The 26,479-nt window shown below is 68.9% G+C and carries 30 protein-coding genes and 1 pseudogene; 26 read left to right on the forward strand and 5 right to left on the reverse strand.

Features of this window, described 5'->3' with window-relative positions:
* Window positions 1–34: 34 nt before the first annotated feature.
* Together FL583_RS22245 and FL583_RS22250 are read right to left on the reverse strand one after the other, a co-directional pair.
* Window positions 35–1,324, reverse strand: coding sequence for an MFS transporter (locus tag FL583_RS22245; protein WP_205752345.1), 1,290 nt, complete (start codon window positions 1,322–1,324; stop codon window positions 35–37).
* Between the two features lie 185 nt (window positions 1,325–1,509).
* Window positions 1,510–2,727 carry a helix-turn-helix domain-containing protein gene (locus tag FL583_RS22250; RefSeq protein ID WP_170323809.1) on the reverse strand — a complete coding sequence of 406 codons (1,218 nt, stop codon included), beginning with the start codon at window positions 2,725–2,727 and terminating at the stop codon, window positions 1,510–1,512.
* A 277-nt stretch (window positions 2,728–3,004) separates the two neighbouring features.
* Here FL583_RS22250 and folE point away from each other — a divergent pair, with 277 nt between their 5' ends.
* From folE to FL583_RS22315, 13 genes are all read left to right on the forward strand, one after another.
* Window positions 3,005–3,637: a GTP cyclohydrolase I gene (gene folE, locus FL583_RS22255; RefSeq protein ID WP_142706657.1), complete on the forward strand. Its 633-nt coding sequence runs from the start codon at window positions 3,005–3,007 to the stop codon at window positions 3,635–3,637.
* 44 nt (window positions 3,638–3,681) lie between these two features.
* Window positions 3,682–4,074, forward strand: coding sequence for a 6-pyruvoyl trahydropterin synthase family protein (locus tag FL583_RS22260; protein ID WP_142706658.1), 393 nt, complete (start codon window positions 3,682–3,684; stop codon window positions 4,072–4,074).
* Complete coding sequence (locus FL583_RS22265) at window positions 4,071–4,799, forward strand: 7-carboxy-7-deazaguanine synthase QueE (protein WP_142706659.1); 729 nt, start codon at window positions 4,071–4,073, stop codon at window positions 4,797–4,799. The genes FL583_RS22260 and FL583_RS22265 overlap by 4 nt, the downstream gene beginning before the upstream one ends.
* Window positions 4,780–5,280 carry a phosphoribosyltransferase gene (locus FL583_RS22270; protein WP_205752346.1) on the forward strand — a complete coding sequence of 167 codons (501 nt, stop codon included), beginning with the start codon at window positions 4,780–4,782 and terminating at the stop codon, window positions 5,278–5,280. Before FL583_RS22265 ends, FL583_RS22270 begins: the two co-directional genes overlap by 20 nt.
* Window positions 5,277–6,128, forward strand: a complete 852-nt coding sequence (locus FL583_RS22275; RefSeq protein WP_170323810.1) for a class I SAM-dependent methyltransferase — start codon at window positions 5,277–5,279, stop codon at window positions 6,126–6,128. The genes FL583_RS22270 and FL583_RS22275 overlap by 4 nt, the downstream gene beginning before the upstream one ends.
* Window positions 6,125–6,835 (forward strand): hypothetical protein, encoded by a 711-nt coding sequence (locus FL583_RS22280; protein WP_205752347.1) that lies wholly within the window; start codon window positions 6,125–6,127, stop codon window positions 6,833–6,835. The genes FL583_RS22275 and FL583_RS22280 overlap by 4 nt, the downstream gene beginning before the upstream one ends.
* A 1-nt stretch (window position 6,836) precedes the next feature.
* Window positions 6,837–7,862 (forward strand): radical SAM protein, encoded by a 1,026-nt coding sequence (locus tag FL583_RS22285; protein ID WP_205752348.1) that lies wholly within the window; start codon window positions 6,837–6,839, stop codon window positions 7,860–7,862.
* Window positions 7,859–8,965 carry a DegT/DnrJ/EryC1/StrS family aminotransferase gene (locus tag FL583_RS22290; protein ID WP_142706662.1) on the forward strand — a complete coding sequence of 369 codons (1,107 nt, stop codon included), beginning with the start codon at window positions 7,859–7,861 and terminating at the stop codon, window positions 8,963–8,965. The genes FL583_RS22285 and FL583_RS22290 overlap by 4 nt, the downstream gene beginning before the upstream one ends.
* Window positions 8,953–9,846 (forward strand): nucleoside/nucleotide kinase family protein, encoded by an 894-nt coding sequence (locus tag FL583_RS22295; protein ID WP_142706663.1) that lies wholly within the window; start codon window positions 8,953–8,955, stop codon window positions 9,844–9,846. The genes FL583_RS22290 and FL583_RS22295 overlap by 13 nt, the downstream gene beginning before the upstream one ends.
* Window positions 9,847–9,929: 83 nt before the next feature.
* Window positions 9,930–10,589, forward strand: coding sequence for an HAD family hydrolase (locus FL583_RS22300; protein WP_205752349.1), 660 nt, complete (start codon window positions 9,930–9,932; stop codon window positions 10,587–10,589).
* Window positions 10,590–10,614: 25 nt separating this feature from the next.
* Window positions 10,615–11,574, forward strand: a complete 960-nt coding sequence (locus FL583_RS22305) for a phosphoribosylaminoimidazolesuccinocarboxamide synthase (RefSeq protein ID WP_142706665.1) — start codon at window positions 10,615–10,617, stop codon at window positions 11,572–11,574.
* Complete coding sequence (locus tag FL583_RS22310; protein WP_205752350.1) at window positions 11,575–12,351, forward strand: 3'-5' exonuclease; 777 nt, start codon at window positions 11,575–11,577, stop codon at window positions 12,349–12,351.
* 42 nt (window positions 12,352–12,393) lie between these two features.
* Complete coding sequence (locus tag FL583_RS22315) at window positions 12,394–13,026, forward strand: mycothiol-dependent nitroreductase Rv2466c family protein (protein ID WP_142706666.1); 633 nt, start codon at window positions 12,394–12,396, stop codon at window positions 13,024–13,026.
* Window positions 13,027–13,123: 97 nt separating this feature from the next.
* Here the strand turns inward: FL583_RS22315 and FL583_RS22320 are convergent, their stop codons facing one another.
* Window positions 13,124–13,681 (reverse strand): NUDIX hydrolase, encoded by a 558-nt coding sequence (locus FL583_RS22320; protein ID WP_205752351.1) that lies wholly within the window; start codon window positions 13,679–13,681, stop codon window positions 13,124–13,126.
* Window positions 13,682–14,011: 330 nt separating this feature from the next.
* A complete protein-coding gene (locus FL583_RS22325) occupies window positions 14,012–14,323 on the reverse strand; it encodes a 3'-5' exonuclease (protein WP_142706667.1) in 312 nt (103 codons plus the stop codon).
* 402 nt (window positions 14,324–14,725) lie between these two features.
* Here FL583_RS22325 and FL583_RS43025 point away from each other — a divergent pair.
* The 13 genes and pseudogenes from FL583_RS43025 to FL583_RS22375 form a co-directional block, all read left to right on the forward strand.
* A pseudogene (locus FL583_RS43025) lies at window positions 14,726–14,941 on the forward strand (helix-turn-helix domain-containing protein); the annotation flags it as partial.
* A gap of 36 nt (window positions 14,942–14,977) precedes the next feature.
* Window positions 14,978–15,946 (forward strand): tetratricopeptide repeat protein, encoded by a 969-nt coding sequence (locus FL583_RS22330; RefSeq protein ID WP_240746761.1) that lies wholly within the window; start codon window positions 14,978–14,980, stop codon window positions 15,944–15,946.
* Between the two features lie 377 nt (window positions 15,947–16,323).
* Window positions 16,324–16,809, forward strand: a complete 486-nt coding sequence (locus tag FL583_RS22335) for a hypothetical protein (RefSeq protein ID WP_142706669.1) — start codon at window positions 16,324–16,326, stop codon at window positions 16,807–16,809.
* Window positions 16,810–17,067: 258 nt separating this feature from the next.
* Window positions 17,068–17,343, forward strand: coding sequence for a hypothetical protein (locus FL583_RS41060; RefSeq protein WP_205752352.1), 276 nt, complete (start codon window positions 17,068–17,070; stop codon window positions 17,341–17,343).
* A complete protein-coding gene (gene fxlM / locus FL583_RS22340) occupies window positions 17,340–18,305 on the forward strand; it encodes a methyltransferase, FxLD system (protein ID WP_240746773.1) in 966 nt (321 codons plus the stop codon). The genes FL583_RS41060 and fxlM overlap by 4 nt, the downstream gene beginning before the upstream one ends.
* A gap of 100 nt (window positions 18,306–18,405) precedes the next feature.
* Window positions 18,406–18,900, forward strand: coding sequence for a GOLPH3/VPS74 family protein (locus FL583_RS22345; protein WP_170323811.1), 495 nt, complete (start codon window positions 18,406–18,408; stop codon window positions 18,898–18,900).
* Complete coding sequence (locus FL583_RS40265; RefSeq protein WP_170323812.1) at window positions 18,894–19,061, forward strand: hypothetical protein; 168 nt, start codon at window positions 18,894–18,896, stop codon at window positions 19,059–19,061. The genes FL583_RS22345 and FL583_RS40265 overlap by 7 nt, the downstream gene beginning before the upstream one ends.
* Window positions 19,062–19,224: 163 nt before the next feature.
* Window positions 19,225–20,661: an APC family permease gene (locus FL583_RS22350; RefSeq protein WP_170323813.1), complete on the forward strand. Its 1,437-nt coding sequence runs from the start codon at window positions 19,225–19,227 to the stop codon at window positions 20,659–20,661.
* Window positions 20,658–21,431, forward strand: coding sequence for a GNAT family N-acetyltransferase (locus tag FL583_RS22355; protein WP_142706672.1), 774 nt, complete (start codon window positions 20,658–20,660; stop codon window positions 21,429–21,431). The genes FL583_RS22350 and FL583_RS22355 overlap by 4 nt, the downstream gene beginning before the upstream one ends.
* Window positions 21,432–21,612: 181 nt before the next feature.
* Window positions 21,613–22,347: a GGDEF domain-containing protein gene (locus tag FL583_RS22360; protein WP_170323814.1), complete on the forward strand. Its 735-nt coding sequence runs from the start codon at window positions 21,613–21,615 to the stop codon at window positions 22,345–22,347.
* Window positions 22,344–22,676, forward strand: coding sequence for a hypothetical protein (locus tag FL583_RS22365; protein ID WP_142706674.1), 333 nt, complete (start codon window positions 22,344–22,346; stop codon window positions 22,674–22,676). Before FL583_RS22360 ends, FL583_RS22365 begins: the two co-directional genes overlap by 4 nt.
* Window positions 22,673–23,530, forward strand: coding sequence for an SAM-dependent methyltransferase (locus FL583_RS22370; protein WP_205752354.1), 858 nt, complete (start codon window positions 22,673–22,675; stop codon window positions 23,528–23,530). The genes FL583_RS22365 and FL583_RS22370 overlap by 4 nt, the downstream gene beginning before the upstream one ends.
* 214 nt (window positions 23,531–23,744) lie before the next feature.
* Window positions 23,745–24,548, forward strand: coding sequence for a GPP34 family phosphoprotein (locus tag FL583_RS22375; protein ID WP_142706675.1), 804 nt, complete (start codon window positions 23,745–23,747; stop codon window positions 24,546–24,548).
* 1,760 nt (window positions 24,549–26,308) lie between these two features.
* Here the strand turns inward: FL583_RS22375 and FL583_RS40270 are convergent.
* Window positions 26,309–26,476, reverse strand: a complete 168-nt coding sequence (locus FL583_RS40270; RefSeq protein ID WP_170323815.1) for a hypothetical protein — start codon at window positions 26,474–26,476, stop codon at window positions 26,309–26,311.
* Between the last annotated feature and the right edge of the window lie 3 nt (window positions 26,477–26,479).

The following is a 26,479-nucleotide window of genomic DNA, read 5'->3' on the forward strand; positions in this document are numbered from 1 at the left end:
GCCCTCCTTCGCCGACCTCGGTGCGTGCTTCAGCTCAATTCTCTCCGCCATTCGCGATGGAGTCGGGCTTCGACCGCGCCGCCGTGCCCTGAGCTCTCGTGCCGTCAGTCGTCCACGGGAGGAACAGCACGCTGAGGAGGCACAGCCCCGCGGCGACGCCCAGGGACCAGCGCAGGGAGAGCGAGCCGGCGAGCAGGCCTCCGACCGCGATGCAGATCGGCTGGAACCCGCGGGAGCTGGCCGACCACGCGGTCCCCACGCGCGCCATCAGCTCGTCCGGCGTCACGGTCATCCGGTAGGTGGCGAAGAGCGGGTTGAACGCGCCGGCCGCGACCAGCAGCACGAACTGGGACACGCCCAAGACGTTCAGCGCTCCGGTGCCCTCGCCGAGGAAGGGCAACGGAATTAGCCCGACCGTCCGGCCGGCGCCGAAGATCAGCAGACAGCGCCGCCGCCCGAGCTTCGACGCGATCCGTGGCACGAGCAGCGCCCCGACCAATCCACCGACGCTGGGTATCCCGAGCAGGAGCCCGTACTGGAACGCCGACGCGCTCAGGTCGGACAGGACCAGCACCGCGACGAGCGGCACGGTCCACAGGTACGCGCCGCCGAAGAGCAGCGCGTTGAGATACAGCCGCCGCAAACCCCGGTGCCCCAGGATCAGCCGCCACCCGGCCCACAGCCGCCGATTGAAACCCGCAGAGGGATCGCTGCTCGGTGGAGCGTCCGGCCGTGTCCGCGGAACGCGCCGGAGCAACAGCGCGGAGACCAGGAAGCTGCGCCCATCGGCCAGGAGCGTGACGGTCGGGCCGACGACGCCGATCAGCGCGCCCCCGATCGGTGGACCGACCGCCGACGTCGTCCAGTTCACCGAGTCCAGCCGCGCGTTCGCCACCACCCGCGACTCCGCCACCACCACCGCCTTGACGAACGCCGACCCGGCCGCGGCTGACGCGATCGAGCAAGTAGTCACCGTCGCCGCCACCACGCACAGATGCAGATAGGTGAGCCGGTCGACCACCGCAACGAGCGGCACCGAGAACAAGGCGAGGAACTGCACGACGTCGGCGACGATGAGCGCCCTGCGTTTCTCTCCACGCTCGATCACCGCGCCCAGCGGCAACGAGAGCAGCGCGCTGGCGACCAAACCGACCACCGCCAGCAGCGACACCTGCAGCGGACCGGCTTGCAGCACCACGATCGCGACGAGCGGAAGAGCACCCGCACCAAGCGCTGACCCAGCCGCGCTGACCGTGTAGGAATGCCAGAACCGAGTGAAAGGGCGCCCGAGTTCTCGGCCAGCCACCCCGCTGCCGATCTGCACTCGCAGTTGCGTCCCTTCTCGCTGTCGAACGCATTCACCGAGAAACTCGGCCGCGCCAGCATTGCGTTTCGGCTGCTCGCAGAATTCAACCGCCGCGACCCGCGTGCGCCGGCCTTCGCCAGCTCACCACGCCCATGGGCGCACTCACCTAAGGCTGTGGCGGGGGTGGCTTAGCCGGTGATGCTTCAATCCTCCATGCCGACCCAGGTAGCCATTTCTCGAAGGGTGCCTGATGCGTACCGTTCGGCGTACGCCAGCGCGTGCATGGTTTCGCGCACCATCGGATGATTCCGGGTCTGCTGGGGACTGACCCTGCGCGCGAGCAGGAGTTCCCCCAGCGCCCGAGCCCGGTCACCGTGGTAGACGGCAGCGCGCGCGGCATCGATATGAAAATGACCGATGCGTTCCGGGGCGGTGTAGTCAGCCGGCGGATGTACGTCGTCGGCGGCCGCGAGTGCTGTCGCGCCGTCCTGAAGCTCGACCGCTAGGCCGACGCGCCAGATGGCCACGCTCGTTCGTCCGAACACCAGCCGGTAGTCATCGCGCTCGGGAACGTCGAGCCGACCCACCGCGTCGACGGCTTCGCGATGATGGGTCCACGCGGTGTCCGCGTCTCCACTGCGGGCGGCGATGAGGCCCGCTTTGAGATGCAGGTTTCCCCAGACCGCCCAGACCGCAGGGTCTGCCGTGCTGCCGGTCAGCAGCGTTTCGACGTCGTCGATCGCGGCGTTCACCGTCCGGCGCGCGCCGGTCCATTCCCCGACGGCAGCCAGCTCTCCGGCGAGTTGGTAGTCACCGACGCGTTGGGCGAGCCAGTCGTCGGACTGATCGGCCGCCCACAGATACCGATCGGTGATGCCCTGCGAGAGGTCTCCATGTCCGAGCCGCCAAACCAGTTGGCCGGCAGCGGCGTAGGTCTCGGCGAGCAGCCCGTAGGCGGCGTTTCGATCCGGGCCGGGCGCGAAGTAGTGCGTGGCAGCACGGAGCTCAGCCAGGAGTCCCGGTGCCGTCGCGCCGAGCGTGGTGAGGTCCGATCGGTGCCGCGCGGCGGACAGGGCAGCGACCGACGCGCGCAGTTCGCATAGCGGCCGTGGCCGGGGATCGTCCTCGGCCGGAGGAAGGCGGTAGGCGGCCAGTTCCCGGCGTAGCGGGGCGAGTGAATGACGGCTGATTAGGTCAGCGGCTTCATCTCGGTAGGGCTGGCCGGTCAACCGTGGCTGCGCGACGTCGAGGGCACGCGCCACCGCGGCGATGAAGCCAGGCGAGGCCGGCACCACACCGCGTTCCACCTGCGACACCAAGCTTGTGGATACGCTCGCTCGCTGGGCTAGCGCCTTCTGCGTCATGCCCAGGAGGGTCCGGAGGAGTTTGACCCGCGCGCCCACCCGATCGTCCTCGCGCATCGCCGTCTCCCTGTTCGTTGCCTCCTGCGGACCAGCCTTCAGCGGCTCATCTCCAGCATGGCCGTCCACCGCCCCGTTGGCGACCGTTCCCCCGTCCCAGGGAATTCTTTGCGACTTCTTTGCGACTCGAACGCGTGGTCGCCAGGCCACTGTGGGTGACAGCGCCGGTACCGCACCGGGCCGGCGTCGCCCGCTGCCGCGTGGACCGTGAAGAGGCTGAGCAGCCTCCATGTCCCCGGCCCAAGCGAAACTCCGGCTACCGGAAGGTGACCGATCGATGCTGAACTCCCCGGACGAGGCGAGCGGGATCGTGTCTCGCGGCGCAGCTGGCCGTGTCGCGCTGGTCGGCGAACGGCCACACCACGAAGAGGCCGCGGCCTGTGCCGCCGGCATGCTCACGGCGCTTGACGTGGACCTGGACGACGAGCACCGCCGCGACACGCCGGCCCGCCTGGCCCGCGCATTGGCCGAGATGCTCACGCCGCCGGCGTTCGACCCCACGACCTTTGACAACGCCGATGGCTACGACGAGCTCGTGGTGGTCGAGGCCATCCCGTTCCACAGTCTGTGCGAGCACCATGTGCTGCCGTTCGTCGGCACCGCGACGATCGCCTACCTGCCCGACCAGCACATCGCCGGGCTGTCCAAGTTGGCCTGGGTCGTGCAGCTGTTCGCCCGCTGTCTGCAGGTCCAGGAGCGGATGACCGGTCAGATCGCCGACTGGCTGGTGGAGAACCTCCGGCCGCGGGGCGCGGCGGTGCTGCTGCGCGCCGAGCACCTGTGCATGAGTCTGCGCGGCGCCCGCGCTCTAGGTGCGGTCACCACGACGTCCGCCTGCCGTGGAGCGCTCGCCGAAGACCGCCCGCGCCGGCGCGAGTGGCTGGAGCTGGTCGCCACGCTCCCCCGCTGACCTGGCCCTGACCTCTGCCCGACCACCAGCACGAGGACACCCTCATGAGTCGATACGCCATCGGGAAGTCCTTCGCGTTCAGCGCCAGCCATCAGCTCCCTGGCCTGCCTGAAGGACACCAGTGCGGCCGCCTCCACGGCCACAACTACACCGTCGAGGTAGAGCTGGAGGCCGAGACGCTTGAGTTCCCGGGGTTCGTCACCGACTTCGGGGACCTCGCGCCGTTCAAGGCGTACCTGGACGCGACGTTCGATCACCGTCATCTCAACGATGTTCTCGACGAGCCGCCCACCAGTGAGCGCCTCGCCGCGCATCTCGCGACCTGGCTGGAACGCGAGCTCTTGCCGCAGGTCGGTGGACGGCTGGTGTCCGTTCGTGTGTCGGAGACGCCGACGAGCTGGGCGAAGTTCTCCCCGAGTCCTGGCGGCGGGTCATGACCGCGGCCGCCGCTGCACCGGCGCCGACCAACGCCGAGGTGACGCTGCGGGTCGCCGAGCTGTTCGGTCCGACCCTGCAGGGCGAGGGCCCGTCGGCCGGCCAGCGGGCCGTCTTCGTGCGCCTGTCGGGGTGCAACCTCGACTGCGGCTGGTGCGACACCCCCTACACCTGGGACTGGGCCCGGTTCGACCCCGCGCAAGAGTCGCGGACTCTCCCGGTGCAGGCCGTGCTGGACTGGATCCTCGGCCGCGACACCGATCTCGTCGTGATCACCGGCGGCGAACCGCTCATCCAGCATGCCCGCCTGACCCCTCTCGCCCAGGCGCTGGCCGCGGCCGGGCGGCGCATCGAGATCGAGACCAACGGCACGATCGCGCCCCCCGATCGCCTCATCGAATGCGTGGAGCGGTTCAACGTCTCTCCCAAACTCGGCGGATCCGGTGTCCCGATCGGGCGCCGGATCCGGCCCGCCGCCCTCGAGGCGCTGCGCGGCACCGGTAAAGCGGTGTTCAAGTTCGTCATCGGCGCCCCCGAGGACCTCGCGGAACTCGCCGACTTGCAGGCGCGCTTCGGCCTCGCGCCGGTATGGGTCATGCCGCAAGGTACGCACCCCGCTGACGTCGTGGAGGGCCTTCGCGCGCTCGCCGAGCCGACCTTGGCGCACGGCTGGAACCTCAGCTCCCGCCTGCATGTCCTGGTGTGGGGTGATCAACGTGGCCGGTGACTCTCAACCGCACATGCTGGGCTGGGTCGACTTCGAGCGGGCCGTCGCCGACCTGGCCGATCAGGTCCGCGCCGACGGGGCACCGGAGGTGGTCGTCGGCGTCCTGCGCGGCGGCATGGTGCCCGCCGTCGCACTGGCACACACGCTGGCCATCCGCGCGGTCCGCGCGGTCGAAGTCGTCCACACCGCCACCGACGACACCAATGCCACCAAGTACGACCGGCCCCAGGTGTTCAACCCAGCGAGTCTCGGCAACCTAGCAGGGCTCGACGTACTCGTCGTCGACGACGTTGCCGGGACCGGCGACACCCTTAAGACCGCCGCCGCGCTGGCCATTGACGTCGGCGCCGCCCGGGTCCGGACCAGCGCCTGGATCGTCAACACCGCCAACTGGCGTCTGTCGACAGCGCCGGAGCAGGCGCTGACCTACATCGCCGCCACCGTCGAAGGATGGGTGGTCTTCCCGTGGGAGAAGCAATGAGCGCGACCGCCGCCCGATCCGACACCCCGACCGAGACGGGCGTGGACGATCGCCACCTGACCCGGCCCGGCACCCCCATGATCGGGCCCTATAGCACCAACCAGATGGACGACTTCTACGCCGCGCTCAGCCGCGGTGAGGCCAAGCCGTCGGGCCTGATGAATCTCCTGCAGCACCTCCTCGTCGCCGAGCAGTGCGCGCCAGGTTCCCGGGTACTGGATGTGTGCTGCGGCCGCGGACTGGCGTTACCGCTGCTCTACCGCTACGCCCCGCAGATCGCCGGATACGTCGGACTGGACATCAGCACCGACAACCTCACCGAAGCCCGCGACCGGATCGACGCTCTGCGCACCGCGTACGGCGACCTCTTCCCGGTGAATTTGCTGGAGTGCGACGTGGCCGAGCCCTGGCCGGCGTTGCCCTCGTTCACCGTCGCCCTCTACACCTCCGCCCTGGAGCACCTGCCGTTCGAACTCGGCGCGCAGAGCCTGCGCAACACCGCCGCGGCGCTCGCGCCCGGCGGCGTGCTCTACCTCTCCACCCCCGCGGCCGTCGGTCCCCCGCCCCGTCCGCTGCAGTACCGGGTCCACGTCTACGAGTGGTCCCGCGACGAGGTCGAGCAGGTGGTCAGCGACGCCGGCCTGATCGTCGAGGACGTGATCGGCCTGCTGCCACCCGAACGCGACGTGGTGGAGGGTGCGCTCGCCGGTCGGTACGGCGACGCCGCGGCCGACTGGTATCGCGATCTGGCCGACCGTGTGCCCGCTGCGCTGTTGGATGCAGTCTCGGCCGTCGCCGTGCCTGACGTGGCTACGGAGCTGCTGTTCGTCTGTCGGAGGCCGGCATGACGCGCGGCGCAGCGCTGAGCGCCATGTTCCCGGGCAGCGGGCGGCTGTGGGTGAGCATCGAGGGAATCAACGGGGTCGGGAAGACCAGCGCGGCCCGCGCGGCCGCCGTTGCACTCGGGGCGCGGTGCCTGCTGCTCGACGAGCTCACCGACTCCGCCGGCAACACGCTGCCCGCCCAGGTCATCGCCGCCCTCGGCCAGGAGAACGACCCGTTCCTGCGCGCCGGCCACCCGGTCGTGGAGACCCTCGCGCTGCTCGCACTGCAGGTCCGTAAGGCCGAACGACTAGCAGTACAGGACCTGACCGGGGTCGAGGTGATCCTCGAGGACCGCGGCGTGGACTCCATCGCCGTCTACCAGGCTGCGATCCTCTGCGCCCAGGACCCCGGAGCGTCTCCCGAGCCCGTCCTCCGCCACCTGCTCTCCAGCGGCCGGCGCTGGCGGCCGCTGCCGGACGCGACCCTCCTGCTACTCGGCGACACCGCGGTCTGCGCGCTGCGGTTCGCCGACCGGATCGGGCATCCGCTGGCGACCGCGGACCTGCGGCTGCTCGAACAGATCGACGCGCTATATCGGACAATCGCCGCGGCCGATCCCGGCCGCTACGTCCTCGTCGAGGTGACCGGCCTGTCGCGGGAGCAGACGGCCGCAGCCGTCCAGGAGACTGTGGCGGCCCTGCTGGATCGGCGGGCCGCGCATGCCTCGTGACGTGACCCTGCTGTGGGGCCTGCGCTCTCCGTGCGCGTTCGGCTGCCCGCACTGCTACTTCGGCACCATCGAGGAGCACAAAGACAACCCGCCGGGGCAGCTGGGTGTGCTGTCGCACCTGTCTCGCTCCGACCTGCCCGGCGAGGCGTTGACGGCCTTCGCGCGCACGCTGGCCGGCTCGGACGTCGAGCGGGTGGTCATCGCCGGCGGCGAGCCGCTGGACTGGCCCGGCGCGCTAGAGCTCATCGCTCTGATCAAGGAGGCGGGCTGCCAGGTCGTCGTCGCCACCAACGCCATCCCGCTCACCCGCCCGCACGTCGCCGAGCGCCTCGTCGCGCTCGGCGTCGACGGCGTGTCCGTGTCCCTCGACAGCGCGGACGCGGACGCCAACGACCGGATGCGGCCGTCGCGGTCGGGCCGTCTCGGCTACCACGACGTCCTCCACGGCATCCGTGCCCTGCTGCAGGCGCGCGCCGGAGGGCCCGCGCCCAGGGTCGGGGTTTACACCGTGGTCATCCGATCCCGGCCTCAGGAAATCACCGGCATGGCGCGGCTGGCCGCCGACCTCGGCGTGGACTATTACGTGCCGCAGCCGATCTCCCTCGCACCCGACCACACGCTCTTCTCCCAGATGGCCCACACCCCTGCCGACGTCGATGATGTCGCCGAGCAGCTCGACGGCCTTTACCGCGATCCCCACGGGCTGGTCCTGCCCGACCCCTCCTACGTCCAGCGGTTCCTCGCTGCGATCTCCACCCACGACAGCGGGCACGTACCCGACTGCTTCGGCGGCGCGCGTCTGTTCTTCATCCAGCCCGACGGCCTGGTCTGGGATTGCCCGTCCGACCGCCGCATCGCGGCCACGTCACCCGAGCATCGACGTAGCATCCGCGGCGCCGACGCCCGCACGCTGTTCGCCGCCCGGCCGGCATGCACGAACTGCGCGCTGTTCAGCCGGGACTGCGTGAACATGTGGCCGCTCGTGCTCGACATGCCGCGGCTGCTCAACGCGGAGGTTCCGCGATGACGCTCCCCCCGATCCCCAACACGCGACAGCCACTCGCCGACCAGCTCACCGCTCTCCTCGAGCAACTGCCCGACCCGAGCGGCGGGCCGAACACCGGGCAGCTGGAGCAGGAGCTGGCCGAGGCCTTCGACGTTCCGCACGCCGTGGCGGTCGCCTCCGGCACCGCGGCGCTACACGTCGCGCTGGCGGCCTGCGGCATCGGGCCCGGCGACGAAGTCCTCGTCCCGGCGCTGACCGTCGTCATGACCGTCGCGCCGCTGGCCGCCCTCGGGGCAACCCCGGTGTTCATCGACAGCGACCCGGACACTCTGGACCTGGACTTCGACGACGCCGTCCGCAAGCTCACCGCGCGGACCCGCGCGATCGTTCCGGTGCACCTCTGGGGCCGGATGGGCGACCCCGCCGCTCTCACGGCATTCGCCCAAGAACACGGCCTGGCCGTCATCGAAGACGCCGCGCAGGCCGCCGGCAGCGCCCGCAGCGGACAGCGCGCCGGAACGCTCGGGGCCGTCGGCTGCTTCAGCATGAAAGACGGCAAGATCCTGTGGAGCGGCGAGGGCGGCTTCCTGCTCACCGCTCGCCCCCAAGTCGCCGAGCACGCGGCGGCGTTCCGTAGCCACTGGCAACCGGCGCCCCCCGGCCAGGCACCGCTCAGTCGCCTGGCCACCAACGCCCGCCTCGCCGCTCCCCTCGCCGTGATCGCCCAGGCCAACCTCCGTCGCCTGCCGAGCCTGCTCGCGCGACGCCGCGCCCAGACTCAGCACCTGATCGGCGCGTTGCAGCAGGCACCCGGCCTGAGCCCGCTCGCGCCGGCCCCGGGCGAGGAGTGGAACGGCTTCGCCCCGCTGGCGCACATCGACCTGCCCCGCCCGCGGGCGTTCGCCCAGCACCTCGCCCAGCAAGGAGTGCCCAACTCCACGGGCAGCTTCCGCCTCGTCCCCTGCGACACCCGGCCCATGTTCACCAGCACCAATCCGTGCCGCGGCGCCGCCCACGTCCTCGACCACACGCTCGCCGTGGTCCTCACCGAACACGACACCGAGACCACCCTCGACCGCCACGCCGCGGTCATCCTCCGGGAGGCCGACGCATGGACTGGGTGACCACGAGCCTGCCCGCCGACCCGGATCGCGCCGCACCGATCCCACCGGAGCCGCCGGGCACAGTCCTGCCGGACGTCGGCCCGGCACCGTACCGCTCCAGCCCTTTTCTCGGGCCATCGGCACCGATACGCCCCGACTGCGCCCGCGGTCCGCTGATCTCGATCGACGGCATCACCGGAGTCGGCAAGACCTACCTGACCCACCGGGTCCTCGCGCTCCTCGAAGAACCACCGCTGCTGCTCGACGGATTTTCCCAGCGCGAGGACGGGCGCCCTGGACTGGGCGAAGCTCTGCTCCGCGCCCTCTACCAGGCCAGCGCCGGAGATCCGTTCCTGCGCGGCGGCACGCCCCTAGCCGAGACACTGCTGTTGCTGGCGATCAAGCGCCACGACTTCGACACCGTCCTGCCCGGGCTCTCGCGCGGGTGTGCCGTCCTCGAAGGTCGCAGCGTCGACTCCACCGCCGTCTGCCAGGCGCTGCTGCTCGACCCCGATGACGCGGACGCCGCCTTGGACACGGCGATCGATTTGCTGGAGCTGGCCGCGTCCTACCGGCCGCTGCCCGACCTCACGATCCTCGTCACCGACGACGCCGATCAGGCTGTCGAGCGCGCACAGCGGCGCGACCAGCGCGTTTTCACCAGCGAACAGGGCACGTTCATGCGACGGGCGGGCGCGCTCTTCGAGCAGGTCGCCGCCGCGGACCCGGCTCGCTACCGGGTGGTGGACCGGCGCCATGTCGGCGAACAGGTGGCGACTGAGCTGATCAGGCATTGGATTCTCGGCGCCGGAACCAACCTGGCCTGTGTTCGTGAGTCGTGGCAGGACCTGGCAGTCCGGTGCATCTTCTGCGGCCGACGCACCGGCTCGGTGACGTCGTGAACGAAGCAGTTCGGCCGTCGACCTCGTCTGGACCTGCCGCACCGTGCAGTTGCGTACCGGCGATCCCTGCTGGCGTTGACGCGGTGGTGTTCGACTTCGATGGCACCCTCGCCGACACCACCTCCCTCCACGAACAGGCGCTACGCGCAGCGCTCGAGCCCTACGGCCTCGGCCTCGACCCTGACTGGTATCGCCGCCACGTCGGCCTCTCGATCCATGACCTGCTCACCGCTTTGTCTGGTAGCGCGCAGCTGCCGCACCAGGACATCGTCCAAGACAGCCGCGCCCACCTGCTGGCCGAGCTGCACCGCATCACCCCCATCCCGTGCGTCGGGTCGCTCCTGCGCACCGCCCGCCAGGCCGGACTTCCCTGCGCCGTTGCCTCGGGCGCCAGCAGGCTGCTCGTCCATCCCGGGATCGACGAGCTCGGTCTGCGGCATGAGTTTACGGCCGTCGTCGCACGCGAAGACGTTCCCCGCGGCAAACCGGCCCCCGACCTGTATCTCGCGGCGGTCCGGCGCCTGGGAGTCCCGCCGGAGCGCTGTCTCGCCGTCGACGACGCCCGCGACGGCGTCGCCTCCGCCCGCGCGGCCGGCCTACCCGTCCTCACGCTGGCCGACGGCCACCTGACCGACGCCGCCGAAGCATTCGGTCGGGCCGAACCGATCACCACGGCAGCCGACGATGTCTCGCCGGATCGCGCGGCGCCCCGCTCAGCAGATCCCACAGACCGACAGCCCTGATGCCGCCATCCCAGAGGGGAGCAGGATGCCCGTCCTCCACTCGACCAAGAACCTCACGATCGTCGATCCGCCGACGGCGACGAAGGAAGGTGTCGGGATCTTTGAATACACCGACCACTACACGGTGTTCCATTACGGCCGAATGCCCGACCTGATCCCCGGGAAAGGCGAGGCCACCTGCCGGATGGCCGTCTTCAACTTCGCGATGTTGGAGGCGGCGGGTGTGCGCACCCATTTCCGCCGGTTCCTCGCCCCCAACCGGATCGAAGTCGACCTCGCGTTGGTTCCACCGCCCGCACCGCAGGCACCGGTTGCGGGAAGCCGCCTGATTCCGCTACTCGTCCTTGTTCGCAACGCTCTTCCTCAGGGGAGCTCCGTGCACAGGAGGCTCGCGGCCGGCACGCTGAGGCTTGCCGATGCCGGGCTGAGCAGCATCCCGGCGGTCGGCGAGCAGTTGCAACGTCCGCTTATCGAGTACGCGACGATGCGCGAAGACGTCAATCGGATCATCGGCGAGCCCGAGGCGCGGCGTCTGGCCGCTCTCACCGACGACCAGCTCCAGGAGATGCGCGACACGACCCTCATGGTCAACGAGGTGCTGACTGCACACGCCCGCCAGCTCGGACTGAGCCACTCCGACGGCAAACTCGAGTACCTGCTCACCGGCGACGAGCGCCTCGTACTGGCCGACAGCCCGGGAACGCCCGACGAGAGCCGCCTGTTGTTCAACGGCGTTCACTGCGGCAAGCAGGTGCTGCGCAACTGGTACGTCAACAACGGGCTCGAAGTCCCCGTCGACCAGCTAATCGCCGACGGCGTGCCGCGCAGCCAGTGGCCGACTCCGGCGTCGCTGCCGCCGGAGTTCGTGGCGGTGATGTCGGACCTGTACCGCTCGCTGAGCGAAACCTGGACCGGGCTGCGCCTCTGGAACATACCGGACCTGCACGCCGCCACGAAGGCCGTCGTAGAGGTCATCGGGCAGTGAGTGCCTCGCCGCCTGCACGGATATCGCAGCGCCGACGGCTGGGGCATCCTTCCCCCATGCCAGAACAGCAGCAGCCACCTCACGAATGACGAGGACGACATGGGCGGATTGACAGAAGATCCCGCGTTCCTCGCGAGAACGTTCGTGGTCATCGACTTCGAGGCGACAACGCCCACCGGTCGCCCGGCGCAACCTATCGAGGTCGCAGCTCTCGCTCTCCGATACGAGCAAGGCGCGTGGCAGCCGGTCGGCCGCAGCACCTCCTTGATCCGACCGCCCACGTTCGCCGGCCTCACACCCGCCGACACTGCCCAGACCGGCATCACCGCCGAGCAGCTAGCCCATGCGCCCAGCCCTGCCGAGGCGCTCGGGGCACTGGATCGGCGATTCACCGGCAGCGGCCGGTATTTGCTGGTCGCTCAACACGCCGCGACCGAGGCGGGCATCATCTACAACCAGCGCGAGCACTGCCCGGCACTGGCCCGGGTGGATCTGCTCGACACGATCCCGCTCGCCAAACACGTCGTGCCCGGCCTGCCGACCTACCAGCTCGACATGCTGCTGGCGCACTACTCCATCACGCGGCCGCCGGATCGCCACCGCGCCTACGCCGACGTCGATGTCACCGCCCAAGTGTTCTTCCGGCTCGTCGAAGCCGCGGACGAGGACGGTTCGATCACTGACCTCGCGGGGCTGGTGAAGATCGCCGGCCGCACCGCCAAGTGCAATGTCCCCGTCCAAGCCGAATTGTTCGACGTCGATGCTCGGACGGACTGAACCCATGCTCGAAGCGATCCGAGGAAGGGCGGTACCTACCTGATGATCATGGGCGAAGCCGACCGTGTCGAAGTTCCGTTCTGGTTCGATCCGCTGTGCCCCTGGGCGTGGATTACCTCCCGGTGGCTGCTCGAAGTCGAGCAGGTTCGGCCAGTACGCGCCGACTGGCGGATCATGTCGCTGGCCTACCTCAACCTCGTCCAACGCGAGGGCAAAGGACTCGGCGAGGACTACCTCGAGCTGATGAAAAAGGCCTGGGGTCCCGTCCGAGTCTGCGCAGCAGCCGCCGAACACGCCGGCCCGAGTGTTCTCGGGCCGCTCTACACCGCGATCGGCACCCGGCTCCACAACCAACGACGGCGCGATGATTCCACCGTCATCACCGAAGCCCTCGCCGCGGCGGACCTGCCGGTCTCGTTGGCCACCGCCGCCGCCAGCACGGGGCTCGACGAATTGATTATCGCCTCGCACCACAAGGCGTTCGACGACGTCGGCCTCGATGTCGGGACCCCGATCCTGCGCGTCAGCGACACCACGCTCTTCGGCCCTGTAATCACGCCGGCACCGCGGGGAGAAGCCGCCGGACGACTCTGGGACGGCCTCGTCGCGGTGGCCGCCACGGACGGCTTCTTCGAGCTGAAACGGACCCGGAGCCGCAAGCCGTCCTTCGACTGAACCACCCTGGCCCCCGTGCGAACGGCGCGAATTGCACCCACTCAGAGACTGCCGACCATCGCGATGCGTCATCCGCTAGACGGACCCCCACGATCGGTTAACCGATCGTGGGGGTGCTGACTGCTCGTGCGATACGAGGCCCGACCACCTGCTCGGCTGCAGCGAGCGGGTACCAGGCCGCACCTGTCACCTCCGCCTCCTGGAGGAGACCTATGTCCCCGTCAGCGGTGGTGAAAGCGAAGCCGATGTCCAGGTGGTAGTGCTCCGGCTCGTCCTTCTGCGGGCGCGCAGGGACCCTCCCGTACTCGACGTAGACCGGTGTCTGCGACGTCGGCACGACGGTGTCGGCCTTGATCCCGGTCTCCTCGATCAGCTCACGCTTTGCCGCCTCGATCAACGATGCGTCGGTCGGCTCCAGATGACCGCCAGGCTGAAGGGGAATTCCATAGGAACGATGGTCTACGAGCAGCACCGTCGCGGAGTCCCGAACCAGCAGCGCGCCGGCGGTGACGTGCATCCGAAAGTTTCGCCGCGACGCGAAGTCGCCTCCTTGAGCCAGTAGTTGCATCGGCTCCGACAGCAGCTCAGCTTCTTCCGGATAGCGCTCGAGGTAGCTGGACAGTGCGCCCAAGATGTCTGTGTCACTGACTGCCACGGGCCGCCTCCGCGTCCGCCTTGAAGCCAAAACCGAGCAGCATCTTCGCCGGTGTAGGAGCAACGTAAGGCGACACAGGCGACTCCATTGAAGGCGCGTCACATGAGGAGGCAATTAGCTTACAAAATCTCACTACTTACCAGCAGTCCACAGCGCCCGACGCGGCTGCCCGCCAGGCGCCGCGTCCCGGACTGCCTGGCTCAGGCTGAGCTCGTCGATGATGTGCTCCAACCCCCAGCGGTCCGTGCAGGCCCGCGCGGCGCGCGAGAGGCGCAAGGTGTCGATCAGGCCGGCAGCCCGCAGACCCGGGATGCGCCGCGAGGGCAGTCTCTAGTCGACGCCGACGTTGTGCCCGACGATCCATCGGCCGTCGAGCATGCCGGCAACGACGCCGGCGGTCGAGCTCCAGCGGGGCGCGGCCGCCAGCGTGGTATCGGTGAGCCCTGGCGAGATCCAGGGACGTCGGGGCACCGACCGATCCGGGTTGACCAAGGTGCTGAAGGCCGCGGCCAGGTTCGGCGCCGGACCGCCAAAGGGAATGGCGGCGATCTCCAAGATCGCCTCGCTCGTCCCGTCCTGGGCTCCGGTCCCCTCGAGATCGACGGCGGCCAGCGGTTCGGCATGCCAGGGCAGGTACTCCACCAGATTCCTCGCCCGAGTCGATCAGTCCGTCGTCGTGTCAGCGCTCGAACGCAGCCCGGAACGGGCCGGTTGTATACACGGCGCCCGGAGGTCGTTCCAGCTACCACGTGACAGCGAGCACCGCATGGCCCTCTCGATGCGGTGTTCGCCCGCACGCAGAGGCAGTGCATCTGCGTGCGGGCCAGCGGGGACCAGGTCGCATCTGTACCGTTCGGCTTCGACCGTGATGGGTTGGTCACGGAGGCCACTCGCACGGTTCGACGACTATGCTCGCGATGTGCCAATGGGAACAGACCAGCACCTGTATCTCGGACTGCAGCGCCGGGCTGGCCCTACCCGGCGAGGGTTACCGTAAGCAGGTCCGATCTATTGAACGCGTCCGACGCACTGGGAGGTCGGGACATGGACTCTGACCGGCAGCCCCCACAGCTACCCGAACTGCCACCTGACGCCAGTATTCCCGAGCGAGTCCGCTGGGCCCGTCAGTACGCCGGACTGACGCAGCAAGAACTCGCAGGGCGCCTGAATTACTCGCCTTCCTGGGTCCGCCACCTAGAAGCCGGACGCGGACGCGACCCCCAGCCAGCCGTACTTCAGCGCATCGCCGAAGTCTGCAAAGTCGACCCCGGGCGTCTACTCGGACGTCGCACTACCGTGAGCACGGCACCCGACCCGAGCCACGAGCACCCATTGATCGCCCCGATACGACGCGCGATGGTCGGTCGCCCGACCGGCGACGCCTGGGAGGTCGAGCGACTCGACCGTGTAGTGGGCGACCTGTTCAACACCTGGCAATCTCGCAGCGCGACGCGCATGGTCGATGTCGCCCGCGAGCTTCCCACGGTCGTGACTCAGCTCCGACTACATGACGGGAACCAGGAAGCAGCTGGCCCAGTTACGGCCGGATGGCACCTGGTGCGAGCCGCCGGCAAGAAACTCCACGGCCTGGACCTAACCCACGTCGCAGCCGACCGGGCGGCGCGCGTCTCGCTCAACTCCGGCGACCTCGGGCTGGAAATGCTCGCAAGCTGGAACGCCGGCCAGGCGACCTCGCACGCCGGATGGACGGAAGAGGCCCTATTCATCGTCTCCGAGGCGATCGAGGCAGGGCGTCCGTACATCGCCGACGGCCCAACATCACTCCGCGCGATCTGGGGAAACCTCCACCTCAGCGCGGCAGTCCTTCGCGGCCGAATGGACGACTTTGACCGCGCAGACGAACTCCTGACCGAAGCAGACCGGATCGCAGCCACGACCGGCGAACACAACGCCTACCGAGCTGCATTCGGTCCGAGCAATGTCGGCATCCACGCGCTCACGATGTGGATGGAAGCAGGCCGATACGACCGGGCGCGAAAGATCGCCGATCAAGTCGATGCCACCCGTAACCCCAGCATCGAGCGACAATTCGCATACGCCCTGCACTCGGCAGCGATTTATGTCGGTCTCAAGCAGGACGTGGCGGCGCTCGCGATGCTCCAGCGCGCCTGGGCAGCCACCCCGGAAGAGACCACCCTGAACCCGCTCGCGCGTCAACTGGTTGGCGGACTGCTGCGACGAGAAACACCTGCGGTGAAAGAAGATCTTCGTCCGCTCGCCCTCGGGATGCGCCTCATCGCGTGAACCGCGCGACCGTCAGCGGTACCGCCACTGACGCTTTTTGACGCTGACCATGACCGAGTACGCGCCTACTGTCACGACAACGTCACAGAGCGCGGGAGGTCGGCATGGATCGCGAACAGGTTCAGCGCTCCACACTCGCGACACCGGTCCCTCATCGACGGCGCTCCCCCATCGCCCCCGGCGAGGGTAGCTCCTGCTTCCCCCGCCGAGGCGCGGCGACCGAGAGGGCGGGTCAACCCGGCCCCGCTGTTCCGCATCCCAGCCCGGATGCGGACAGTAGCGACTCGCCCTCTCGGTCTCTCCAGCAACTGGCACCAGACGGTTTGCCCGTCCCCGACCTAGACGGCGATGGCCCCTGGTCGAAAGACGAAGTAGCGGTGGCCTGGTCATACGCCATGACCCACCGGCTACGCCCCCAGGCCGGCGAGTGCATCTCGACCAACCACCAGAACACCACACCAGAGGGCCGCCAGTGGGTCTGCGCTGAGTACCGCTGGGCACTCCGCGTCATGTCGTCGGAAGGTGCGGTCATAGTCGCCGACGACCAGGACATGACCTCGGCCTCAGACTCGGTCCCGACGCTTCCGGAATTCGGAAAGGTTGACCCAAGTAATATCCGTCGGGCCATGGCACCCCGCTTGAAATGGCCCCAAGGCGTGGTCGAAGAGTGCGAACGCGTCGAGCGCCTTAGGCCGGACTGGTCGGTTTTCTACATCACGACGAATTTCGGCCTGGCCGGTGCGCCGGTCGGCTACCGGGCGACGCTGAACGGAACCAGCCACCGATCCGACGCCCGCTTCGTAAGTGCCGAGACGCCGGACGAACTGCTCGCGGCCATAGACGCCGTAGAGCGCGAGTGCTGACCGCGCTCGAGATGCCTGAACAAAGAGTTCTGCGCTGGTAATTCGCAGCGACCTGCCACCGTGCGACGGGGACGCGATCCATATCGCCTACCGCGCCTTCTGTGAACGAAGTCAGGCCTCGAATCGCCTTTCAGACCAGGAGAGAAACCACCCCCGTTGGGCGCCCAAGCATCACTCACTGGGGCGCAAAGAGCAGAAAGGCGCCCCGCCATGCAGCACGGCGCGCCCTAGCCACCCGACTCCGACGAGAAGGACTCCATGAGCACCCCAGCCCCGACTACCGTGCCCGCGTCCCCGGACGAGCTGCGCGCCCGCCTCGTCGATTCGCTCCTCAGCAAAGACGACGGATGGGCGGGGCTGACCGCCGCCGCCCGGGTCGAACAGGCGCTGCGCGAGGTTCTCCGTCACGCCTTCGTGCTGGAGGCGTCGCTCGAGGAGGCGTACGCCGACGACACGGTGATCACCAAGCGCGCGGCCGACGGGACGCCGCTCTCGTGTGCGTCGGCGCCGTACATCGTGACATCGTGGCGATGATGCTCGTCGGGCTGGAGGTCCGCCGCGGTGACAACGTCCTGGAGGCCGGCTCTGGCACCGGGTACAACGCGGCGCTGCTCGCGCACCTGACCGGCCCGACCGGTGTGGTTACCACCGTCGACATCGACGAGAAGATCACCGCCGGCGCCCGCGCGGGTCTCGCGCGCACCGGCTACGACCACGTACACGTGGTCGCCGGCGACGGGCTGCTCGGCTACCGCAAGGACGGCCCGTACGACCGGATGATCATCACCGCCGGCGCCACCGACATCGCACCGGCCTGGTGGCGGCAACTCGCCCAAGACGCGCGGATGGTGGTGCCGCTGCGCTGGCGCGGTCTGACCCGCGCGGTCGCGTTCACCTTCACCGGCGGTGTGTTGCGCTCGGACCGGGTGAAGATGTGCGGGTTCGTGCCGCTCATCGGCCAGGACGACGCGCGGGAGGGCGCAATCGACGCCGACGGGCACGTCCGCCTGGAATGGGACGCCGACCAGCCGATCGAGCCCCACCGGCTCCGCGAATCCCTCGCCTGCGAGCCGGTGCACCACTGGACCGGCGTCACCGTGCGCCGCGACAACGAGTCGTTCGACGGGGTGTGGCTGCGCCTGACCGCGACCGAGCCCGGCACCTGCCGCATCACCGCCGACTCCACCGCGATCGAGACCGGCCTCTGCGACCCCGGAGTGCGGTCGGGCCCGGCGATCGTCGAGGGCGCCTCGTTCGCGTACTTCACCTACCGCCTCACCGATCAGCGCGCCGAGCTGGGCGCTGTCGGCCACGGCCCGCACGGCCCGGATTTCGCCGAGCGGTTGGCGGCGCAGATCCACGCGTGGGACCAGGACCGCACGCTAGTCCCGACGATCACCGCCTACCCGGCCGGCACTCTCGACCACCAGCTCGCGGACGGGACGGTGCTCAACAAGCCAGCCACCCGGCTGGTGATCACCTACCCGATGGCCTGACGCGGCTCGCTGCGGTGCGGAGTTCCGGATGATTACTCAAGGAAGCACGGAGTCTGTGGTGGATCGGGCCGAGCCAGCGCCGTGGAGGCCAGCAGCACCGATGCCGGCGCAGTCGAACGATCAGCTGTATCTGGCCGACGACCTGTGGCTGATCGCCCACGACCGGCCCGGCCACAAGTCCTGGTTATCCGAGCGGGCCCTGAGCGTCGGGCTGGCCGGCGCACTGCTGGCCGAACTCGTGCTGGCCGAACGCCTCACCGTGAAGGCCGGCCGGCTGAAGGTCACCAGCCGCACTCCGACACCGGACTCCCTGATGCACGACGTGATGGCCGCAGTGCTGTCTGAGCCGGACGGGCAGGACGTCCGGACCTGGCTGGAGGCTCTGGCCGGCCGCGGCTCGGAGGAAGTACCGCTGCGCACCGCGGTGCCCGCCCGCCTCGTCCGCGCCGGGGTGCTCCAGCGGGAAGAGCACCGGGGCTGCTGCGAACCACGGTGCACTATCTACCGGCGGACGGCCGGGCGGGCTGGCCGGGTGTCCGGTTACGCAGCCAGGCCCGCGACAAGACCCCTATCCCGCTGCCGGACCTCATGCTGATCGGGCTGATCGACGCGACCGAACTGACCCGCCGCGTGTTCAAGATTCGCCGCGTCGAGGACTACGTCTGGTGGTGCACCGGGATGTTGTCCCCGTCGCTGCAGACCATCGTCGACGAAGTCCGTGCCGCGACGGGTCGAGCCGCCGCCACCCCGCTGTAATCCCAGGCTTCCTGCCGCTGCGGTTCCTACGGCGGCTTACCGAGGCCCGTTCTATTCCCCGTTAATCCACTATGGACGGAGACTATTCGTGTCGACCGCGTTGTCTCAGCGGCGCAGCCTGATGGCTGCCTCGATCGCTCGTAACCGGTTAAGCGCTCCGCGCGTGACCTCCTTCGCCCTCTCGGCGGTCGCGCCGCTGACGGTGTCGGCCGGCGTGGTGCCCACCGCGATCGCGACCACCGGGCTGGTCGGTCTGGCGGTGATGTTCCCCGCGGTGGCTGCCGTGCTGGCGGTCTTCGCCGTCGGCTACGTCGCGATGGTGCAGCGCATTCCGAACGGTGGCGCGTTCTACGCCCTGATCACCCACGGGCTGGGGCGCGAAGCCGGTGTCGCCGCAGCGTTCACCGCCTGGTTCGGCTACAGCTGCTTCGCGATCCCCCTACTCGGCGCGATCGGCGCCGGCACCGGGCGCCTGACCCAGCAGTGGGCCGGTATCTCCGCGCCGTGGTGGGTATGGGCGCTGGCCGCCGCGGCGCTCGCCGGGGTGCTCGGCCTGCTGCGACTCAAGAGCGTCACCACAGTCCTCGGGGTGCTGCTGATCGCCGAATGCCTCGTCACCCTGATCTACGCCGTGGTGTTCCTCGTCCACCCGGCCGAGGGACAAGGCAGCGCGGCGCTGGCCACGCTGTCGCCGGCCAAGCTGATCGCCCCCGGCATGGGTGCCGCGATCGCGATCGCCGTCCTGAGTTACGTCGGGTTCGAGAACCCCGCCGCTTACTCCGAGAACGTCAGAGACCCGCGTTCGGTCTGGCGCGCGATCGTGGTCTCTCTGTTCACCGCGGCAGGCATCTACCTGCTCGTCGCCTTCGCCCTCGTCGTCACCGTCGGCCCCGACAAGATCGTCGCGGTCAGCGCCGAGAGCGGCGTCGACACCGTGTTCAGCCTCGCCGCGCTGCACGTGCCGACATTCTTGGTCGACGCCGGGCTTCTGCTGCTGATCACCTCGATGTTCGCCGCACACGTGTCCTTCCGGTCGATCTGCGACCGGTACCAGTTCAGCATGGCTCGCGAGGGCGTCATGCCGGCCGCGTTCGCCCGCGTCAGCACCCGCACCGGCGCCCCGGTCACCGCGTCCCTCACGACGACCGCGCTCGGCGTCGCGGTGATCGCCCTCTGCGCACTCACCCGCGCCGACCCCGAGCTGACGCTCTTCTACCGCGGGGTCGGACTCGGCGGCTTCGTCATCCTGACCCTGTTGCTGGGCACCTCGATCGCGATTCCCGCCTATTTCTCCCGGCACCCCGACCAGGCCGCGCAGGTCACCCGCTGGCAGGCAACGACCGCTCCCTGCCTGGCCCTCTTCGGCCTCGGCTACATGACCGTCGAAGTGCTCGGCAACTTCGACGTCGTGGTCGTCGTCCCCGGCGACTCGCCGCTGCGCTGGATCCTCCCGGCCACCGTCCTGATCCCCATAGTCCTCGGCGCCCTCTGGGCCCGGATCCTGCGCGCCCGCCGCCCGGCCGTCTACCAGGCCATCGGCCTCGGCGCCGACGCCGTCACCGCCCGCACCCCCACCGACCCCACAAAGGAGACAGTGTGATCGCCTCGAGCACCACCTCGACCCGAGACAACAACGGCACCCCCGTCGACGGCACCCCTGTCGATGGCGCTCCCAGTAACGGCAGTCCGAGTAACGGCAGCCCGGACAGCGCCAGTCCCGCCGATGCTCCCACGATCTACCGCGCCGGCCCGGCACACTACGGTGACCTCCGCCAGCTCGGTGCCTTGATCTCTGACGCGTTCCTCGGCCTGTCCGCGGTTCGCTGGCTCACCAAAGACGACCGGCCCAACGCACCGCACGTGTTCGCCCGCTGGTCTGAGCTTCACATCGCCGACGCCCTCCAGCGCGGACACGTCGACCTCCTCACCAGCAACGACAGCGAGGACGATCCGGAGCCCCTGGCCGCAGCGGTCTGGTTCACCAATCCGCACGCCGAGCCGCCACGCGACTACGACCAGCAGCTCTTGCGTGCCGTCGGCCGCCGCAGCATCGACCGGTTCCGCACCCTGGACACCGTCATGGCCGACGCACACCCCGGCGGCCAGCACCACCACCATCTGCTGCTGATCGCGGTGCGCCCCGGCCTCCAAGGCGGCGGCTACGGCTCCGCGCTGCTCGCCCACCACCACCGACTCCTCGATGACGCCGGCACCCCGGCCTACCTGGAGGCCGCCTCCGCCGACAGCGCACGCCTCTACCTGCGCCACGGCTACACCCACATCGGCGAGCCACTCACTTTGCCCGGCAACGACAGCCCGGGCCTGTGGCCGATGTGGCGCGAACCGAAAACGCTGCCGACCGCGTCCTGACGCCTGCACTCGCTGAGCCCGCCCGGTGGTCGCCTGGGGCGATGGCTACACGGGCCTCATGAGAAGGCGACCAGGCGACCGGAAGTCTCGGCCTTGCCCGGCGCGCCGGTGCGGGATCCCCGCACCGGCGCGCCCAGACCCCCGCTTCGTTTCGTCCGTCCCTCGACTCCAGGACCCCTCCGTGACCACACTCGGCCCAGCGGCCGATCCGCTGCTGACAGCGGCGCTCGCCGCCACCCTCCTCCTTCTTCTTCTCGCGCTTGTCGTGGCCTACCGCCGCGGCCACCGCAACGCCGCGGCGCAACTGCAACACGAGCTCGACGCGTTGCGCCGACAGACACTGACCGACCCGCTCACCGGAATCCCCAACCGCAGGGCCGGCGAGCGGCTCCTGAACCAAGCGGCCGAAACCGGTGCTGACCTCTGGGTGGCAATCGTCGACCTCGACGACTTCAAACCCGTCAACGACATCCACGGGCACGCCGCCGGCGACCACCTTCTGCAGACAGTGGCCACCATCCTGTTCACCGTCGCCGCAGACATCACCGCTGAGGTGACCACCGACGCACCCCCCGCCAGCCAGGCCGGCCAGGCCGCCCGCGTCGGAGGCGACGAATTCGCGCTCTACGTCCCGGCGACCGCCGACCCCGACCTCGTCGCCGATCGCATCGACGCCGCCATCACCGCACAGACGCACCGGCAGCGCGGCCTGCCGCCGGTGCGGCTCAGTATTGGCTGGGCCAGCACCCGGCGGGTGCCGATTGACCAGGTGGTTCGGGCCGCCGACGCCGCCCTGGCATGCGCCAAGCACGCGCCCCGGCGAGGGTCAGCCGTACGCAGCGCCCGTCATCACAGTGCCCGGCAGGAATCGCCTAACACTGTCTCTGTTGTCACCGCCTCGGAGGCCCACCGATGACGCTGCTGCAACTAGCCGACCTGACTGCTAGGGCCGTTGGACCGCTGTCGGCTCTCGTCTTGCTTGGCAAGCTCACCGACGCATCCTGGTCACGACGGGCCGTACTGGTCTGCGTTCTCTTCTGGGCTGTTACAACGCTCGCCTCGCTCGCCGTCGGAGACACCCAGTACCTCACCGAGAAGACGCTGGGCACCGGAATCTGGGCGCTCGCCTGGTGGATGGGCGGCGGTGGCGACGAATTCCGCCGCGGATGCCGCCGCGCGCAGCAGATCATCCGTGACGCCAGCGGGAAGCTGACCGTGGTTGCGGCCCCGGCAGGTAGCGCGTGACCCCCCGCGTCAGCCGCGAAGACTACGCGGACATCGATAAGACGACCGCGCGCGGCGAAGAGATCGATACTTCCGTAGCGCACCCGGCTCGGCGGTACGACTACTGGCTGGGCGGCAAGGACAACTTCGCCGTCGACCGGGCGTCCGGCGAGGCCGTCGCCCGGGAATTCCCGACCATCAGTACGGCTGCTCGGGCGAACCGCGCGTTCCTCGGCCGCGCAGTCACCTACCTGGCATCGCAGGCCGGGGTCCGCCAGTTCCTCGATATCGGCACCGGCCTGCCGACCGCGAACAACACCCACGAAGTCGCCCAAGCCGTTGCGCCTGACGCCCGGATTGCCTATGTCGACAACGACCCCATGGTTATGGTCCATGCCCGGGCCCTGCTGACCAGCACCCCGCAAGGCCGCACCGGCTACTTCCAGGCTGACCTCCGCGATCCCGACGCCATCCTGAGCAACCCGGGCTTGCGCGAGGTTCTCGACCTCGATCAGCCCGTCGCGCTGCTGCTCGTCGCGATCCTCCACTTCATCGCCGACAGCGACGACCCGATCGGGCTCGTCCGCCACTACCTCGACGCCCTCCCCGCCGGCAGCTACCTCGTCGTCTCCCACGCCACCGGTGATCACATGGACCCCGACCAAGCGGACAAAATCACCGATGCCCTAACCCGCGGCGGCGGATCCTTCCAGCTGCGCAGCCACGACGACGTCGCCCGCTTCTTCACCGGCTTGGAGCTCGTGCCCCCGGGCCTGGTCTCCGTCGTCGAATGGCATCCGGCTGCGGACGCGCCGGAGGGCCAGCTAACCGTCAAGGAGGTCTCCATGTGGGCCGGCATCGCACGCCATTCCTGAATGAGCCCCACCGGCGCGAATCGGGCCGCCTCGACGGGCCCCCGCGCGGGCCCATGGAACCCAGCTCCGTAGTGAGGCGAACCCGGTCGCCGGAGCTGCCAACGCAGTCGCCGGTCGAGTCTCTGTAAGCAGCGCGCGAGCGGTCCGGCGTCTCCCTGCCCATCGCCGCAGTTCTTCCGACAACTGACTGCATCTACTTCTCGAGGAACACGACATGACCGGCAACGAGCAGACCACCACGTCGGGCACTGGCGGTGGAGAACCTCGCACCCGGCTCGACCGGATGCCCTCTGCCTCGAGCCGGACGGAAAGCCCCACCGTGATCACCGGCGTCGGCGTCACGGGCGACACAACATCCAACGACGCCGCCACTCGGACGCCGACCCGGGCAGCACGAATCGCCGATGACGTCTACCTGAGCGTCCATGACTTCGACGCAGACCGCTCTCGCCTTCGCCTGCCGATCCTTGAGGTGGTCGTGACCGGCGGCCTGCTCGCCGAACTCGTCTTGGCCGGAAAGGCGACGGTCGGCGGCGGACGCCTGATGATTACCGATGCGCACCCTTCCGCTGATCCGCTGATCCACCGCACGCTCGCCGCGATCCTGTCCGCGGCGTCCGACGAACGAGACCTTGCCTTCTGGCTGGACGTCCTCGGCCCGCAATCGGTCGGCTGGATCGCCGCCCGCCTGGTCCGTACGGGCGTCCTCGTGCCGACCTCCGTGCGTCGCAGGCTCTCGGATGTCGGCTTGGGACATGCCCCCGCGCGCCACGGCGCCGGCAGCTCGCCTGCCGCTCGTCTCGCGCAGACGATCGCCGAAGGCACAGACTTGGACGAACACGAGCGGTGTCTAGCCGCACTCCTGTACGCCGCAGGCCTCACTGCACTCATAGCTACCGGAGCTGACGACAGTCGAGGTGCCGCCCTCATTGAGCGCGAGATCGGCTTGCTACCTGATGCGTTAGGCGTGATCACGCGGGAAGTCAGGACGGCGGTCACCGGGTCGGCAGGCGTGTGATCCCTGTCCCCCGAAGACGCGTCGCAGCATGAGCAAGGCTGGCGCCGACCCGTTACATCACGTATTCATGAGTCCCGCGATTCAGACCACGATCCGTAGTTGCGAAATCAGCTTCATCCCTGTTAGTCAACTATCACGGCAACTCCTCCCACATCCGTTGGCAACAGTTGTCCCCAACAACCCTATGAATGGCCTCTTTATCCCGACGAGGGCGATCGCTCCTTCCCGCGTAGATGCTCACGGGCTGTGAAGAGGCGACGGTAACCCATCGTTATTTCTTGACGTTCGCCCAACGCCGAGCTGCCGCCGGATCCGATTTTGTGTCCATCCAGCTCCATCGATAGGCCCAGAGAGAGTTCGCTCCAGGGCCCCGCTAGCAGCCACGACACAGACGTGACCCTCGTCCGAAAGAGGACTTCCACACCAGGACAGGTCGACCGAGCTCCAAACAGGACAATAATTTGAGAGCCCGGCCCTCACTTGCCCCACTAGTTGGATCCGCTTCTAGGCGATTCGTAGCGGTCGCATTCTTTTCCTATCGATGGAGAACCGTTCGCTGCTGCCGTGCGTGTACTTCATGTCGCTCTCGTCAACTGACGCGGACTGCGCCCGTGACGTGCTTGACGAAAGTGCATCGCATTCTGTGGAGCCCGCACCGGGCGGCGCTCCGGGTAGGCAGGCAAGGGGCAGTAGCGTGAACGTGCGAGCGATCCAGCAGGCGAGTGCTCATCTCCGCTCTCAATCCGACCGCAGATCGACCGCCGACCACGTCCGGCCCTTCCCTCTCCTCGGTTCATTGCGATACGCCGGCCTCCACGCATCAACGCGCACTCGGGCCCGCGCCGCGGCAGCCCTCCTGGTCGTCACCGTGGCGGCCATCTCTGCCTGCGCAGGTCAGGCGGATAGTTCGAACACGACCTCTTCCTCACCGTCAAGGTCACCTTCTGCATCCGCCACTGATGAGAACGCCGCGCGAACTGCGGCGCTCACCGCCTACACCGGCATGTGGACCGCCTTCGCACAAGCAGGCGAGACTGCTGATTTCAAATCACCATCACTGCCGCGCTACGCGACGGGCGAGGCTCTCCAGACGCTGGTTGACGGCCTGAAGAGCAACAAGCAGCACGGTTATGTCTACCGTGGTCGCCCCACGCTCAGCCCTCGAGTCACCACGCTAAGCCTGACCTCCGAGCCGTATACGGCGTCCATCGTTGACTGCGCCGACACAACGAATTGGAGAACTTACGACAAGGCAGGCCAGCCCAACCACACCGAAGCAGGCAGACGGCACATCACGGCGACTGTCACCCAGCAAAACGGAGGGTGGAAGGTATCCACCTTCGCTGTGCAAGTGGCTGACACATGCTGACACGAGCGCGGTTCACCAGGCTGATCGCGATAGTTGCCACCGTCGTTGTCCTCGGCGTCGACGCCGGTCGTGCTTTCGCCGAGGAACCCCCTCCCAATCCCTTCGCCCCCGTCGACTGCGGAACCGCCACCCCACGTCCTAGCTGCAGAGTCGAAGCCAGGACGCCGGGTTCTCGTCGCGAAAACCCAAGGCGATCGCGAGACCGAGGGCGCCCCGCCGCTGCTCCGAACCCTCGCTGCTTCTTCCCGGAGACTGGCGACGTCTGCGGCGCGGCAGGTGGTCTCGCGGTCGGCGCGGCTCCGGAGACGCCCGCGGAGGCCGGGGCGGTAGCGGTGTCGCGGCTGAACTTGCCTGCTCCGCCGGTGGCGTCGAGTCCGTCGCCGGAGGTCACTCAGCTGGTGGGGCTTCCCGCGTGGTTTTGGGTGCCGGCCGAGTGGTGGACGGCGCGATCGGCCAGCGCGGCCGTGCCCGGGTTGACCGTGACCGCGACCGCGGTGCCCGAGCAGACCGTGTGGGAAACCGGGGACGGCAGCCGGGTGGTGTGCCAGGGACCGGGCACACC

This window comes from Cryptosporangium phraense, assembly GCF_006912135.1.
GTDB classification, from domain to species: Bacteria; Actinomycetota; Actinomycetes; order Mycobacteriales; family Cryptosporangiaceae; genus Cryptosporangium; species Cryptosporangium phraense.

Coding starts and splice junctions, on each gene's coding strand:
- FL583_RS22250 (WP_170323809.1), bottom strand. CDS start 2,727: ATGCGCGAGGACGATCGGGTGGGCGCGCGGGTCAAACTCCTCCGGACC.
- folE (WP_142706657.1), top strand. CDS start 3,005: ATGCTGAACTCCCCGGACGAGGCGAGCGGGATCGTGTCTCGCGGCGCA.
- FL583_RS22260 (WP_142706658.1), top strand. CDS start 3,682: ATGAGTCGATACGCCATCGGGAAGTCCTTCGCGTTCAGCGCCAGCCAT.
- FL583_RS22265 (WP_142706659.1), top strand. CDS start 4,071: ATGACCGCGGCCGCCGCTGCACCGGCGCCGACCAACGCCGAGGTGACG.
- FL583_RS22275 (WP_170323810.1), top strand. CDS start 5,277: ATGAGCGCGACCGCCGCCCGATCCGACACCCCGACCGAGACGGGCGTG.
- FL583_RS22280 (WP_205752347.1), top strand. CDS start 6,125: ATGACGCGCGGCGCAGCGCTGAGCGCCATGTTCCCGGGCAGCGGGCGG.
- FL583_RS22290 (WP_142706662.1), top strand. CDS start 7,859: ATGACGCTCCCCCCGATCCCCAACACGCGACAGCCACTCGCCGACCAG.
- FL583_RS22295 (WP_142706663.1), top strand. CDS start 8,953: ATGGACTGGGTGACCACGAGCCTGCCCGCCGACCCGGATCGCGCCGCA.
- FL583_RS22305 (WP_142706665.1), top strand. CDS start 10,615: ATGCCCGTCCTCCACTCGACCAAGAACCTCACGATCGTCGATCCGCCG.
- FL583_RS22315 (WP_142706666.1), top strand. CDS start 12,394: ATGATCATGGGCGAAGCCGACCGTGTCGAAGTTCCGTTCTGGTTCGAT.
- FL583_RS41060 (WP_205752352.1), top strand. CDS start 17,068: ATGAGCACCCCAGCCCCGACTACCGTGCCCGCGTCCCCGGACGAGCTG.
- fxlM (WP_240746773.1), top strand. CDS start 17,340: ATGATGCTCGTCGGGCTGGAGGTCCGCCGCGGTGACAACGTCCTGGAG.
- FL583_RS22345 (WP_170323811.1), top strand. CDS start 18,406: ATGCCGGCGCAGTCGAACGATCAGCTGTATCTGGCCGACGACCTGTGG.
- FL583_RS40265 (WP_170323812.1), top strand. CDS start 18,894: ATGCTGATCGGGCTGATCGACGCGACCGAACTGACCCGCCGCGTGTTC.
- FL583_RS22365 (WP_142706674.1), top strand. CDS start 22,344: ATGACGCTGCTGCAACTAGCCGACCTGACTGCTAGGGCCGTTGGACCG.
- FL583_RS22375 (WP_142706675.1), top strand. CDS start 23,745: ATGACCGGCAACGAGCAGACCACCACGTCGGGCACTGGCGGTGGAGAA.